Origin of the sequence: Priestia flexa (assembly GCF_021441905.1) — a bacterium.
GTDB classification, from domain to species: domain Bacteria; phylum Bacillota; class Bacilli; order Bacillales; family Bacillaceae_H; genus Priestia; species Priestia flexa.
On the sequence record NZ_CP090431.1, the window covers coordinates 2,211,542 to 2,224,118 of the forward strand.

The 12,577-nt window shown below is 37.9% G+C and carries 12 protein-coding genes and 2 pseudogenes; 6 read left to right on the forward strand and 8 right to left on the reverse strand.

The window, feature by feature from the left end; translation table 11 throughout:
* Positions 1-83 precede the first annotated feature (83 nt).
* Positions 84-1,075, forward strand: a pseudogene (gene mgrA, locus LZP85_RS11480) (L-glyceraldehyde 3-phosphate reductase).
* Positions 1,076-1,129: 54 nt separating this feature from the next.
* On the opposite strand, the gene LZP85_RS11485 reads toward mgrA, so the two are convergent.
* The 3 genes from LZP85_RS11485 to LZP85_RS11495 form a co-directional block, all read right to left on the reverse strand.
* On the reverse strand, positions 1,130-1,276 hold the full coding sequence (locus LZP85_RS11485) for a hypothetical protein (RefSeq protein WP_025909900.1): 147 nt from the start codon (positions 1,274-1,276) through the stop codon (positions 1,130-1,132).
* Positions 1,277-1,342: 66 nt separating this feature from the next.
* Positions 1,343-4,102, reverse strand: a complete 2,760-nt coding sequence (gene ppc / locus LZP85_RS11490) for a phosphoenolpyruvate carboxylase (protein ID WP_119542916.1) — start codon at positions 4,100-4,102, stop codon at positions 1,343-1,345.
* A 167-nt stretch (positions 4,103-4,269) separates the two neighbouring features.
* Positions 4,270-4,710, reverse strand: a complete 441-nt coding sequence (locus LZP85_RS11495; RefSeq protein ID WP_025909898.1) for a DUF5392 family protein — start codon at positions 4,708-4,710, stop codon at positions 4,270-4,272.
* Positions 4,711-5,015: 305 nt separating this feature from the next.
* On the opposite strand from LZP85_RS11495, the gene LZP85_RS11500 reads away from it, so the two are divergent.
* The gene (locus tag LZP85_RS11500; protein WP_119542915.1) at positions 5,016-5,297 is read left to right on the forward strand and encodes a 3-isopropylmalate dehydratase; all 282 of its coding nucleotides are present in this window, start codon (positions 5,016-5,018) and stop codon (positions 5,295-5,297) included.
* Between the two features lie 58 nt (positions 5,298-5,355).
* Here the strand turns inward: LZP85_RS11500 and LZP85_RS11505 are convergent, their stop codons facing one another.
* Together LZP85_RS11505 and LZP85_RS11510 are read right to left on the reverse strand one after the other, a co-directional pair.
* On the reverse strand, positions 5,356-6,438 hold the full coding sequence (locus LZP85_RS11505; RefSeq protein ID WP_226638967.1) for an iron-containing alcohol dehydrogenase family protein: 1,083 nt from the start codon (positions 6,436-6,438) through the stop codon (positions 5,356-5,358).
* 120 nt (positions 6,439-6,558) lie between these two features.
* Positions 6,559-7,422 (reverse strand): SDR family oxidoreductase, encoded by an 864-nt coding sequence (locus tag LZP85_RS11510; RefSeq protein WP_025909895.1) that lies wholly within the window; start codon positions 7,420-7,422, stop codon positions 6,559-6,561.
* 165 nt (positions 7,423-7,587) lie between these two features.
* On the opposite strand from LZP85_RS11510, the gene LZP85_RS11515 reads away from it, so the two are divergent.
* From LZP85_RS11515 to LZP85_RS11525, 3 genes are all read left to right on the forward strand, one after another.
* Complete coding sequence (locus LZP85_RS11515; RefSeq protein WP_206782574.1) at positions 7,588-7,941, forward strand: hypothetical protein; 354 nt, start codon at positions 7,588-7,590, stop codon at positions 7,939-7,941.
* 388 nt (positions 7,942-8,329) lie between these two features.
* The gene (locus LZP85_RS11520; RefSeq protein ID WP_206782573.1) at positions 8,330-8,800 is read left to right on the forward strand and encodes a hypothetical protein; all 471 of its coding nucleotides are present in this window, start codon (positions 8,330-8,332) and stop codon (positions 8,798-8,800) included.
* A 2-nt stretch (positions 8,801-8,802) separates the two neighbouring features.
* The gene (locus tag LZP85_RS11525) at positions 8,803-9,297 is read left to right on the forward strand and encodes a hypothetical protein (protein ID WP_226638969.1); all 495 of its coding nucleotides are present in this window, start codon (positions 8,803-8,805) and stop codon (positions 9,295-9,297) included.
* 113 nt (positions 9,298-9,410) lie between these two features.
* Here the strand turns inward: LZP85_RS11525 and LZP85_RS11530 are convergent.
* Positions 9,411-9,968, reverse strand: a pseudogene (locus tag LZP85_RS11530) (aldo/keto reductase); the annotation flags it as partial.
* 63 nt (positions 9,969-10,031) lie between these two features.
* Between LZP85_RS11530 and LZP85_RS11535 the strand changes: the two are divergent.
* On the forward strand, positions 10,032-10,541 hold the full coding sequence (locus tag LZP85_RS11535; protein WP_206782571.1) for an aldehyde dehydrogenase family protein: 510 nt from the start codon (positions 10,032-10,034) through the stop codon (positions 10,539-10,541).
* A gap of 219 nt (positions 10,542-10,760) precedes the next feature.
* On the opposite strand, the gene LZP85_RS11540 is transcribed toward LZP85_RS11535, so the two are convergent.
* Positions 10,761-11,366, reverse strand: coding sequence for a hypothetical protein (locus tag LZP85_RS11540; RefSeq protein ID WP_226638977.1), 606 nt, complete (start codon positions 11,364-11,366; stop codon positions 10,761-10,763).
* 128 nt (positions 11,367-11,494) lie between these two features.
* Entirely contained in the window at positions 11,495-12,496 is a 1,002-nt protein-coding gene (locus tag LZP85_RS11545; RefSeq protein WP_119543570.1) for a DUF3231 family protein, read from the reverse strand.
* Positions 12,497-12,577: the final 81 nt, after the last annotated feature.

Genomic DNA, 12,577 nt, shown 5'->3' on the forward strand with positions numbered 1-12,577 from the left:
TCCAAAAGATAAATTAAGTGACATTTTTTGATTTCCCTATTATGATTAAAGCGATTTCATTAAACAAAAGGGGGACATGTGTGATGACTTACAGCGCAAATGAACAGCGGTACAAAGAAATGATTTATAACAGGTGTGGAAACTCTGGCTTACTGCTTCCCGCACTGTCACTGGGACTTTGGCATAATTTCGGGGGGTAGATTCGTTTGAAAATGGAAAAGCCATGCTAAGACGGGCTTTTGACTTAGGAATTACTCATTTCGATTTAGCAAACAACTATGGACCACCACCAGGCTCTGCTGAAGAGATGTTTGGAAAAATGTTAAAAGAAGACTTTTCCTCTTATCGAGATGAATTAATTATCTCTACAAAAGCGGGCTATCGAATGTGGGAAGGTCCATATGGAGAATGGGGATCAAAAAAATACCTTGTTGCTAGTTTAGATCAAAGTTTAAAGCGCATGGGCCTTGAATATGTTGATATTTTCTATTCTCATCGCCCTGACCCTAATACGCCTCTTGAAGAAACCATGCAAGCGCTTGATTTAATTGTAAAACAAGGAAAAGCGCTATATATAGGTGTTTCAAGCTATAGCGCGGAGCAAACAAAAGAAGCTGTGCATATTTTAAATGAACTCGGCACACCCCTTCTCATTCATCAGCCAAGCTACTCAATGTTTAATCGTTGGATAGAGGACGGACTCCAAGATGTGCTAGCAGATCATCAGGTTGGCTGCATTGCATTTTGTCCGCTTGAGCAAGGGTTGCTTACGAATAAATACATATACGGTATTCCACAAGACTCGAGAGCAGCAAAAGAAACCGGCTTTTTAGATGCGGAGCGCGTAACTGCAAAGGTGGTTAATCAAGTGCAAAGACTTCATCAAATTGCACAGAAACGAGATCAAAGCTTAGCTCAAATGGCTCTTTCTTGGGTGTTAAGAGATGGAAATATTACCTCTGCCCTCATAGGAGCAAGTCGCGTAAGTCAAATTGAAGAGAACGTTGCAGCCCTTCATAAACGTTCATTTACGCAAGATGAACTTCGCCAGATTGATGCCATCTTAAATAGCTAAAAAAAACCTTCTGCTCTCCAGATAAGAGTAGAAGGTTTTTTTGTGAGAGCGCATTTAGATTTTCCCATCGTATTTGCGACCATCATTATGCTTTTGATTGCGCTCATCTGTCATACGCATTTGCTCAGCTTTCTCCTGAGCATTTACATGATTGGCATCAGTCGGTAAATTTTTCTTTGAACGTCCTTTTGCATTGCTCATGTTATCACCTCCAGCTTGATACCCCGTTAGCTTCTCCACTTTTTGGGGGCATCATACGCTAGAAAATCAGCCTGTATTACGCAAGCCGGCCGCAATTCCATTGATAGTTAATAACACTTCTTGTAGAAGTCTATCAGCCTGCTCTTCATCTGCTTGACGAAGTTTGGAAATAAGTTCGACTTGGAAGAAGCTTAGCGGATCAACGTATGGATTTCGCAATCGAATAGACGATTGAATATTCGGTAGGTGCTCCATTAATTCTTCTTGATCCGTAATTTGTAGAATTGCTTCTTTCGTTTCGGTATACTCTTTCTCAATTGCTCCGAAAATTCGATCAGCAATCGCTTTGTCTTCAACCATTGAAGTATAGTTTTTCGCAGTCATTAAGTCTGCTTTCGTTAAAGCCATCTGCAAATTATCAATTGTTGAGCGGAAAAATGGCCACTCTTTATACATTTGCTGCAGTAGAGAAAGACTTCCTTCTTTTTTGATAAGATGTACAAGACCCGTTCCAGCTGCATACCAAGCAGGCAAAAGCTGTCGACTTTGTGTCCAAGCAAATACCCATGGAATAGCTCGCAGGTCTTCAAAACGGTCACTGCCTTTTCGACTCATTGGACGAGATCCAATGTTAAGAGCACCTAACTCTGGTAACGGTGTTGCTTGTTTAAAGTATGTTAAAAAGTCTGGATCTTCAAAAACAAGATGCTGATAATGAGCAAGCGCTTCTTTTGATGCAATGTTCATCGCTTCTTCCCACTGAGATGTACGAATATCCGTTTGTTCAGCTTCAGACGACACTTTGGCAGCTGCTGTTAGCAAGGTTGAAACCGCTTGTTCTAGGCTTCGGTGCGCAATGTCGTATAGCGAATAGCGAGAAGATAATACTTCTCCTTGCTCTGTAATTTTAACGCCGTCTCCTAGCGTTTCAGCAGGTTGCGATAAAATACTTCGGTTTAATGGACCACCGCCTCGACCAAGAGATCCACCTCGACCATGGAAAAATTTAAGGCGTACGTTATAGCGCTTCGCCATATCATGAATTTCCTGCTGAGCTTTGTAGAGCTTCCAGTTTGCTGTTAACGTTCCGCCATCCTTGCTTCCATCAGAATACCCCAGCATAATCTCTTGTAAATCATTTTGTTCTGCCAAATGTTTTCGATAAAAATCAAGTTGGAATAGCTCTTCCATAATTTTTGGCCCAGCCGTTAAGTCATCAATCGTTTCTAATAAAGGGGCAACGTTTAAATAACTTTCAATTTCTCCGTTGGCATGCAAACGATAGATTCCTGCTTCTTTTGCCAAAACCATTACTTCTAATAAATCGCTAGCTGATTGGGTCATGCTAATTAAGTAGACTTCAATCGAACGCTTTCCGAATTCTTCATGTGCACGCTTAATCATTTGAAACGCTTCAATTATTTGCTTTGTTTCTGGCGAATAGTCTTCAGTGAACGAAATAAGCGGACGAGGATCTTGTAAGATTCCGCTTAGCAGCTCCAACTTTTCTTTTTCTGTCAAAGAAGAATAGTCTTCTACAATGCCAACTGAATATAAAATCTCTTTAATTGCTGCTTCATGTTCACCGCTATGATTTCGAATATCAAGCGTTGCTAAATGGAAGCCAAACAATTCTACTTGACGAATTAATTGACGAACGCTTTTCAACTCATATTGCATCGGATGATGTAAACGTAAGCTTTTTTGAATAAGCTTAATATCATTAAGTAGCTCGTCAGCCTGCTTATACCCACCTTCTTGTCCAACATGTTCTAACTTATGAAGCATAATCGTTAATTTACAGCGATATACCTCATGAGGCACGCGCCATCTTTTCTTTTGAGGCAAAAGCTGTTTTTCTTGTTCAACCGATTGCACTAAATCTTCTAAAATTAAAACTCGCTTTGTTGATTGACTTAGGCGCTCCCTTAAATTCAATAAAGCTGCTCTATACTTACGAACCGCTACGCTACGATGCTTTGTTAAGGTTTGCCACGTTACCTTTGGCGTTACGTTTGGATTACCATCTCTGTCTCCACCAATCCAAGATCCAAAACGCAGAACGTTTGGCACTTGCCACTGCTGCTCAGGATAGTAGCGTTTCAATGAATCCTCCAGCTCTTGATGAATATGTGGTAATACTTCAAACAACGTTTCATCAAAATAGTATAATCCATTTGCCACTTCGTCCATTACGCGCGGCTTACGATCTCGTAGTTCAGCCGTTTGCCATAAAATTATGACTTCGTTAAAAAGCTGCTCTTCTAACTCTTCCCGTTCACGTTTTGTTACTGATTTTTGTTCAAACGCTTGTAAAATATCAGCAATTCGCTTATGGATGTCCAGCACGCTTCTTCTCGTTGCTTCTGTTGGATGCGCTGTAATAATTAACTCTAAAGACAGCGTTTCAAGAAGTTTTGTAATAACGTCCGCTGTTACGCCACTATTTTTCAAATCACTTACTGCTTTTTCAAGTGAGCCAGGCTGTATGTTTGCTTCTTCTTGCCGCTGATACTCGCGCTTGCGGCGAATGCGGTGGTTTTGTTCCGCAATATTAACTAGATGAAAATAAACAGAAAATGCACGAATGACTTGCTGTCTCATTGGATCTTCAATGCTTGTTATTTCAGATTTTAACTGTTCATAGATATCCTGATTATTATGTTCACGAAGTGTTTTTGCTACTTCACGTATTTTTTCAACTTTATTAAGTAACTCTTGTCCACCCTCATAAATTAATACATTTCCTAGTAGTTGTCCAAGAAACTTGACGTCTCGACGCAATGCGACGCTGTTGTCTTGCTCAGTAGTTTGTAAAATCGTCATTTCTTCTTCCACCCCTTGACAAAAAATCTAACGTTTCATTTTTTAGAAAATTGAAACTAGTTACAGTATATCATAAATAAATTCAATTTTCATGTAAAAAAACCTAACATGTTTTTTTATTATATAAAAAAACAGGTACTCACTAAGGAATACCTGTCATTACAAAGTTACATATTTGCACGTTTCATTCTATTTTCTTCTTCGCTTAAAAACTGGATAAAATGAGCCATCATTGCAAGCGGCTGTGCTTTAATTCGCTCAATGTATTCTTCTTTACGATATGAAGAGACCACTTCACTTTTTTGAATGCGCTCAATTGCGTATTCTGCTCCTACCTTCCGCATTTCTTTACGCTTTAATTTCGTTTCTCTTGATAACGCCATACCAATTGCTCCAATCAGAGCATATATACCTAACATCGGTAGCGCTTCACGAGTAACAGGATCTGTAAAAAGCATAAACCCTAAATTGAAGACAGAAACTGCGATGAGAGGCAGTGACCAAAACATATAGCGTGATACTTTCTTCGTAAAAGGTGAAAGTTTTTCTTGAAGCTGTTCCACCTCTTTTTGAATATACGCTGACATTTGTAATGATAATAGTTTCACAAAATCCCCAACCTTATGTTTAAATATGCAAATAGCCGTTACCAATTAGGTAGCGGCATGTTCATAACCTAAAAGACCTCTACCTGCTTATTGGTAAGGTCTTGCTAACAACGAACTCGTTTCCAACAAAGCCGAGAGCATATGCTCTGTACTGACGACCTTGTTGTAAAAGCTACTCCCCTTAGAGCAACATCCTATAATTACTATCATTTTAGAAAATGTAAGTTTCATTGTCAAATGTTTCGCTTTTTGACACTCTCATGCTATCATAGCCCTACAAAAACCTTTAGAAGGGAGTCTACACTATGCTAATTTCCAGCATTATGTATTCATATGTGGTTAGAAAAGTTGATCGCTTTCAGCAGCATTATATAAAACAAGAGTACGAACTCCAGCTTTTCACTAATCAAGTAAAGTGTAACGCGCGGTCTTTCACGCTAGAACAAGTTTTGGACATTTCATATAAACCCTTTTCTTCAGAAAAAGGATTACTGTATTTACATACTCATCAAGGTGTTTTCAAATATGAAATTCAAGCAGATCCCTCAACGTTTATTAGTGAATATAAACGTCTAAAAACAACGTAAGGCATGAAAAATTGTTCTCTTTTAAGAGGCATTTTTTCATACCTTTCATTCATTGCCTTTATAGACGTGTGCTTAATGTGAAGTCCTCTACTTGGTCCATTGCATTTATTACTTCTTCTTTTGTAAAATCCCCAATAAAGCGAAGAGCTTCTTCTTCCTTAATTGCATGAGTTGCTACTAGCTTTTTAGCTTCTTCTTTTTCTTTAATCCCTAAGTCTGAGAGCGTGCGCGGAAACCCTAACGCTTCGTAAAACGGTATAAGTTCTTTGACCACTTCTAATTGGTTTTCTAACATGAGCTGAACCAAAATACCATATGTCACTTTTTGACCATGAAGAACATGATGAGCTTCTTCAACAAAGCTAAGTCCATTATGAACTGCGTGAGCACCTGATACCCGCCCGTACTGAACGGCAAATCCTCCAACGGTTCCAGCAATCATAATAATGGATTCTACTACCCTCGTAAATGCCGGGGTAACCTTCTGTTCTTGTAAACTTTTAATAGCAGCTTCGCTATCTGCCATCAATATATCTCTAATATATTTTGCTTGATTAAGACCTGAATATACCATTGCTGAAAGTTCATGTGCGTTTTTCGTGTTTCGAATAATCGCATCTGCTTCGTACCATTTTGCTAGAGTATCTCCAATGCCGCTTTTAACATAGTTAACAGGAGATGAAAGTAAAAGCTTTGGGTCTACAACTGTTAAAAAGCTCGCTCTCTTATGGTAATCAACGCGAACGTACTGCCCGTCTCCATCATACATCACGCTAAGAGGCGTTGTTGCTGCACATGTTCCAGGAATCGTTGGCACAAGAATAACTTCAACGTCTAAATAATCCGCTAATGATTTTGCACTATCTAGTACAATACCTCCACCAATTCCAATTACCAAATCAACGTTATAAAGTTCTTTTGCATAGGTATGAATATCTTCATCATAACAATACCCTTTATGCTGGATAACTGGAATATGTTCAGGCAATGCACCGTATTGATTAAAAGCATCAAATGATTTGAATCCTGTAAAAACTACTGGTCTAGAAAAACTTGCTATATACTCGTCGATTTTCTTCGCAGCACCTATTTCACAAATATAATGATTAGGGCCACTTCTTACAATATTGGGTTCACTCATGTTGTCCTCCTTAACCGTTTCATAATTTTTAATTTTTCGTTAATTAACTCAGTATACGATAGAAGAATTTGGCATGCAAACCCTAAAAAGTCTTTCACTTATGTAAAAGCTCTTAATGTCTTATTTCAACAACTTTTTAATGATGACTCTCTCCCAAACGCTCCACGGAAGCATACGCTTTACCGATATGGATAACTTGACCCCTTTACCAACAGGATATCTAAGTTTTTTTATCTGTGATTGGTTACACAAAGAAAGAAGTAAAGAAACAACTTGATCAGGGTCACCAAGGTTTTTCTCACCAGCCTGTAGCTCATTCTCAATTGCGCGCATATAAGCGTGGTAAGGAGATCCTTCATTCAACGAATGCTTCGATACCTTCTTACCTGTTGTCCAAATATTCGTCGCATAAGAACCTGGTTCAATTAAAGCAACATCAATTCCAAACGGCTTTAACTCAAGCCGTAAACTTTCACTATATCCTTCGAGTGCGTGTTTAGAAGATACGTACGGCGATAATCCCGGAAAGCCGATTAACCCACTGATGCTGCTAATATTAATAATTTTACCCCTGCGCTTTTCTCGCATAAACGGAAGCACCGCTTGAGTCACCCTCATGACACCGAATACGTTCGTTTCAAACTGCTCTTTGTATTCATCTATATGAATTTCTTCGCTAAAACCACCAAACGCAAATCCTGCGTTATTAATTAACACATCAACCCCGTTACCCTTATCTAAAAATGCAGTTAACTGGTCAACTGAACGCTGAGACGTAACGTCTAGTTCAACAAACGTTACCCTCTCCTTTAACTTGTCTTTTTCTAACATCCTTAGCAGAGCACTTTTCTTTTCTAAATTGCGCATTGAAGCGATGATATTATATCCAGCTTTGGCAAGGTGATACGCGCTAAGTAAACCAAACCCGCTTGAGGTACCTGTAATTAATACTGTTTGTTCTTTAAACTCAGGAAATTGACTCATGTTATCACTCTCTCTATTTTAGTGGTTGTTTAACACAGGTTCATTCAACCATATACACCCATTATAGATTAATTATCTGTAGAGAAACCACTTGTACCTTTATCTTGTATCTTGGCACATATTTTGCATTACCTTTAAGTAATTCAATTAAAGGAGGTAAACAAAATGAAGAACATAAAAAAACGAAACCACTTTGGTAAACGTATGATCACATGCATCGCTTTAACAGGAGGACTACTTCTATCTACCTTACCAACCTCAGCTGCAGCAGCTAACTATACGCTCTATACAACGGGCAGTTCAGTTGATAAAGCGACAACCACGACTTTCGGACAAGTCTACATGGGAGGCAGTACGGATGTAGACGAAGCATTTAAATGGATGATTAATAAAGCAAATGGTGGCGACTTCTTAGTTCTCCGCGCAACGGGTTCAGACGGATACAATCAATATGTTTACGACTTAGCTAAATCTAACTTCATGATTGAGAGGCTGGGATATAAGGATTTCAGCCAATGATAAACCTAAACGATTGAGAGTTTCTCACTTTTAATCGTTCAGGTTTTTTGTTAATTGTGAAAACAATGTTGGAAACAGGGTGGAATGGAGCTTAGGACACTCGACTCCTGCGGGAAAGAGAGGAAAACGTGAGATCCCGCAGCGCAGCGAGGAAGCTCAGGTTCCTCCCCGCGGAAAGCGAGTGGCCGTAGCGCAATGGAACGAACGTGTTCAGGTAACGTAAAGAGGTGAGAAAAGGGAGTGTTCGTCTTTTTGGAAATTTGTTTTGTTATGTCCCACCCTCATTTTTTGGTGGTTCGGAAAACAATTAAAAAATCATTTTCTTAATTCTTTAGCTACGGTATAGTTCTGCTTTCTAAAACAAATAACTATACAAAGGAGGTTTACCATGGTCTTATCTATTTTTGTTTTTGTTTCATTCCTCACCATATCCCTTTTTTATATGCAGCATAAAGTATTATCTGTTGTTGAAAATACGTTTCTGTTCTTAGTCGTACTTATTATTAACATTAATGCTGCTTGGATTATTAACGAAGAGCTCAACCTAATTAATACGCCAACAACTCCCATTCCTTATACAGCCTTTATCTTAGACCGAAGCCTTATCTTTCCAATGCTATTCGTTATTCAATTCAACCTTCTCTATCGCTATTCTGCTATAAAACGTTGGATTGGCATTACACTCTTATTTTTAGCAGGATTTGTTTTTTTAAGATTTCTGGCTGTTCAGTTGAACGTTTATACTTATGAGCAGTGGAACTTTCTTTATGATGCTGGGTATACGCTCATACTACAGTTTATTTTATTTTACGTATTTAACATGTATCGAAAAATTACCTTAAGAAAGGTGACGTCATAAATATGTTGCTTGGCGAATGGAGTAAGAACGAAGTCATTTTATTGTGTATGATTGGACTTGCTATCGTTATTGCATTACTCTTACCTAGAAAACTGACAAAGGAAATTGCAATTTTAAGCTGGCTTTGGGGACTTGCAAGCGGGCTTGTATTTGATTTTACAATCGGTGGTGGAATCATTGATTTTTACACGGTAAATGATTCTCCACACTATGAGCTGTTCGACGGCCTTTATTATGTATTGTTTGCGCCTTTTGGCTACTTTTTTATCTATTTCTATGAGGCGCTTCATATTTCAAAATATACGTTTATTTACTACATTCTTACTTGGACATTAATTGGTATGGGAATGAATTGGGTTTTTATTACGTCGGATATCATTGCGTTTCAAAACGAATTTACAATCATATACTCATTTTCAGTATTTTTGCTTATTCAAACCATTACCGCTTTAGCATATGAGCAGTTAAAGAAAGTACGACAGTACATGGCTACCTAATGTTAGAGCAGTTTACTCACGTTAAAAATATTCCCAATAAAAATAGCTCCCCATCGGTTGAATGAATCACCTTAAAGGGAGCTATTTTTATGTTGTTACCACGAATTGATCAATTAACGAAAGAGCTGATCAACTTCTTCTATTTCAGTTTTTGTTAGCTCTACTTCTAACGTTTTTAAGTTATTAATGACTTGCTCCGCTCGCTTCGCTCCTGGAATTACAGCGTCAATCGAGTCGCGAGTTAAATACCAAGCCAATACTAAATGAGCAACTTCAACTTCTTTAGCATGCGCAAGCTTTTTTAACTCCTCTACTTTTAAAAGGTTTTCTTTAAATACATCTCTTTGGAAATAAGGTAAATTCTTACGCAAATCATTAAATTTTGCATCAACATTGTATTTACCGGCTAATAATCCAGAAGCAAGGGGAAAATAAGGAATAAAAGAAAGATCATTTTGCGCTGTATATGGCAGCAATTCTTTCTCTGCATTTCTTTCCAATAAATTATATTCTCCTTGATAAACATCAACATAGCCATCCTTATTTGCTTGCTTTAATTCATCAATTGAAAAGTTTGAGACACCAATTGATCGAATTTCCCCTTCATCTTTTAACTCTTTTAATGATCCCACTGCCTCATCTTTTGGGGTATCCTTATCTGGGAAATGAATTTGGGCTACAGGTTATCATTTACGTTTACGATTAAATAATGATTGTTAAAGGAGACTATTAAGATGACTAGCTACCAAGAACTTGTAAAGAAGCAGCGTTCATTCTTTTACAGTGGTAAAACAAAAGACGTTGCATTTCGAATTGAGACACTAACAAAATTAAAAGAGCTAATTCAAAATCATGAACAAGATATTTTAGATGCGCTAAAAGCAGATTTACATAAGTCAGAAGCGGAAGCTAAGCGCGCAGAGGTTGGTTTAGTACTAGGAGAGATTGAGTTTACACTAAAGCATCTCGAAGAGTGGGCGGCTACTAAAGAAGTACCAACACCAGCTACTCACGAAGGTGGAAAAAGTCCAACTATCGTTCACAGTGATGTAAATATCGAAGAAGCTGCGGCCCGTATTGCACGCGGAAAGTTTGCAAATGCTGGACAAACGTGCGTAGCACCAGATTATATCCTTGTACAAAAAAATAGTAAGCAAGCTTTAATCAAAAAGCTAAAAGAAGTAATCATTACTTCGTACGGTGAAAACATTTCATCTGAATTTTTTATACTAGCTAGGTTGTAAGAACAAGTTCGTTCCATTGCGCTACAGACACGCGCTTTCCGCGGGGAGGAATCTCAGCTTTCCCTCTATTTCCCGCAGGAGTCGCGTGTCCTACGCTCCATTTCACTAGCTTTTTAAACTTGTCTTGGAACCAACAAAAAATACCCAAACTATCAAAAGCAGTTAACTCGCGATAGTTTGGATATATCATTAACTGAAATACTTATGGTTCATCCTTTTTTATTTTTGCTCATCAATATACTGAACTAGCTCAAACAATACGTGATAAATTAATTCAAACGTATCATGTAGAGAAAGGTTTTCATCAAATCCTTTCATTGATTCGATATCAATATTAATGTCCCACATACCGTCTTTATCGTTAAATAGTGCTTGAAAGCTGTTTTGTCCCTCTGACAATTCATTTGTTAAAAATGCTTTGATATGAGAACCTACTTTTTTCGGCTGACGCAGCCCTAAAAGCACTTTGTACGTGCGAAAAACATCATCAAGCTCTACAGAAACCCCTTCAACACGAATTACATCAAATGATTGACATTCAATATAAATAAACTCATTCGGATGGTTTTTAACATATTGAATTGGCTCTTTTAAAAATGTACCAGCAGCTTCTTCAGATAATAAATTTTCGGACTCTTTATCTACTCTCTCCACATATGCATCCGCAAATCTAGTGTAATCAGCTTTGGAAGAAATTGTGACGCCTTCTGGAATTAATTCGTTTTTCATTGCAAAATCCTTCTCCTCTTCATAAAGCTCTACTTTTTTTCCCGAACTTCCTCTTAGTTCTACTTCAATATACTCTTTTACCGTTTCTTTTAACATCGCTTTCCCCTACCCTATTACGGTTAGCCACCTGATTGTCTAACAACTCATTTTTCTTTTATAATAACTGAAATGAAGGGTAATTTCTACCATGTACAAACGGTTGTCTTGCACTTTTTTTACTTTTTTTATTTTGTTAAATCTATTCGATCCTCCATCTGCGGTGGTTCTTCCATCCAGCCGTTCCTTGCCATAATTTTCCCACCCTCTTGACCATAGGTTAAGATATCTTTAGCCGTATCAATTAAAAGTAGCGGAAGGTCATTTCGTAAGCTAAAGGCTGTTCCAAGCGCGTTGCTTCCCAATCCGAAGCTACAGAAGATACTTGTGCAGTACATCATGAGTTTATCTGAAAATGGTGCTATTTGAGAATTTGTTGCTTTACCAGCCCACGTCGATGAAGCTTGAATGTCGCTGGCGAGAAGCAGCTGCGTATAGTTAGCGATAATTTTCTTTGATAACTCTTTCCCTTTTATAAAATATTTACGTACTTCTGGCTCATTAGCAGCTTGTGCAAATCCTGTTATCAGTTGCATGCCTAAAATATTTGTTTCCACTGCATAATGAATATGCGCTACTTCGACCGTATTAAGCGCTCGCTTTTCAGAAAATAGCTTCATACCATTCATATACCCTGTACCTTTAGCAAACTTTACTTCTTTTGGCATGGATACCACAGGTGGTCTCACTAGAACACCTTTTTTCTGTAAATAATCTACGCATTTGCTATATACGCCTTGCGTAAATTCTGTTAGCTCTTGAAATAGAGACACGATATCATCACGATGTGCCATGCTTAAATGAAGAGTGTGTAACCCCATGCTCATTTGCTTTAATAAGCGTAAAAACATAATGTCAAATAGGTGGTCGTAAAGTTTTGGTACCTCTGTATTTACGTCTTGTTCTGTAAATCCAACGGGCACAACGGCTCCTTCTTGTTCAAAAATTTGTTTTATTCTTTCTATATAATGAACAATTTTATTATGCGTAGATGTTAAAATTTCTTTAGCTTCTTCATCTTCTGCATGCTCAATGAAATGTTCCAGTAACCGCTGAGACATTGTTTTTTGTTGATACGTCATCCATAGCGTTGCTAGTTCACTTGAGCTAAGTGGTATATGACTTGTCATTTATGGTGCCTCCTATACTTTATCAAGATAAATAAAATACCTTTGATTAATCTCTTATGTAAATTCTGAGTAAGTCCCTTA

Excerpts from the sequence above, each read along its gene's own strand:
- LZP85_RS11485 (WP_025909900.1), bottom strand. The coding sequence starts at position 1,276 with ATGAGCAATGCAAAAGGACGTTCAAAGAAAAATTTACCGACTGATGCC.
- ppc (WP_119542916.1), bottom strand. The coding sequence starts at position 4,102 with ATGACGATTTTACAAACTACTGAGCAAGACAACAGCGTCGCATTGCGT.
- LZP85_RS11500 (WP_119542915.1), top strand. The coding sequence starts at position 5,016 with ATGCTAATTTCCAGCATTATGTATTCATATGTGGTTAGAAAAGTTGAT.
- LZP85_RS11505 (WP_226638967.1), bottom strand. The coding sequence starts at position 6,438 with ATGAGTGAACCCAATATTGTAAGAAGTGGCCCTAATCATTATATTTGT.
- LZP85_RS11510 (WP_025909895.1), bottom strand. The coding sequence starts at position 7,422 with ATGAGTCAATTTCCTGAGTTTAAAGAACAAACAGTATTAATTACAGGT.
- LZP85_RS11515 (WP_206782574.1), top strand. The coding sequence starts at position 7,588 with ATGAAGAACATAAAAAAACGAAACCACTTTGGTAAACGTATGATCACA.
- LZP85_RS11520 (WP_206782573.1), top strand. The coding sequence starts at position 8,330 with ATGGTCTTATCTATTTTTGTTTTTGTTTCATTCCTCACCATATCCCTT.
- LZP85_RS11525 (WP_226638969.1), top strand. The coding sequence starts at position 8,803 with ATGTTGCTTGGCGAATGGAGTAAGAACGAAGTCATTTTATTGTGTATG.
- LZP85_RS11535 (WP_206782571.1), top strand. The coding sequence starts at position 10,032 with ATGACTAGCTACCAAGAACTTGTAAAGAAGCAGCGTTCATTCTTTTAC.
- LZP85_RS11540 (WP_226638977.1), bottom strand. The coding sequence starts at position 11,366 with ATGTTAAAAGAAACGGTAAAAGAGTATATTGAAGTAGAACTAAGAGGA.
- LZP85_RS11545 (WP_119543570.1), bottom strand. The coding sequence starts at position 12,496 with ATGACAAGTCATATACCACTTAGCTCAAGTGAACTAGCAACGCTATGG.